The organism is Serratia sp. KG1D, from assembly GCF_037150675.1.
Classification (GTDB): Bacteria; Pseudomonadota; Gammaproteobacteria; order Enterobacterales; family Enterobacteriaceae; genus Serratia; species Serratia nematodiphila.
Genome location: NZ_JBAGIH010000022.1, coordinates 1 through 207 on the forward strand (window position 1 = coordinate 1; position 207 = coordinate 207).

Below are 207 nucleotides of genomic sequence, written 5' to 3' on the forward strand. Positions count from 1 at the left end.
GCGCAGCAGGGGGTGAGCGGGCAGTTTGACGCGGTGGCGCCGAACTACCTGTTCCTCGGCACCGGGCTGAGCTACCAGCCGAATGGGGTGACGCTGAGCGTCGGGCGCAACGGCACAAGCTTCGCCAGCGTGGCGCAGACGGCGAACGAGCGGGCGGTGGCGGCGGCGGCGGATGCGCTGGCGGCGGGCAACCCGGTGTACGAGAGC

At 72.5% G+C, this 207-nt stretch carries 1 protein-coding gene; it reads left to right on the plus strand.

What is annotated here, in order from left to right:
- On the plus strand, positions 1–207 hold a 207-nt coding region (locus WFM45_RS24625; protein ID WP_336957620.1), incomplete at both ends, for a hypothetical protein.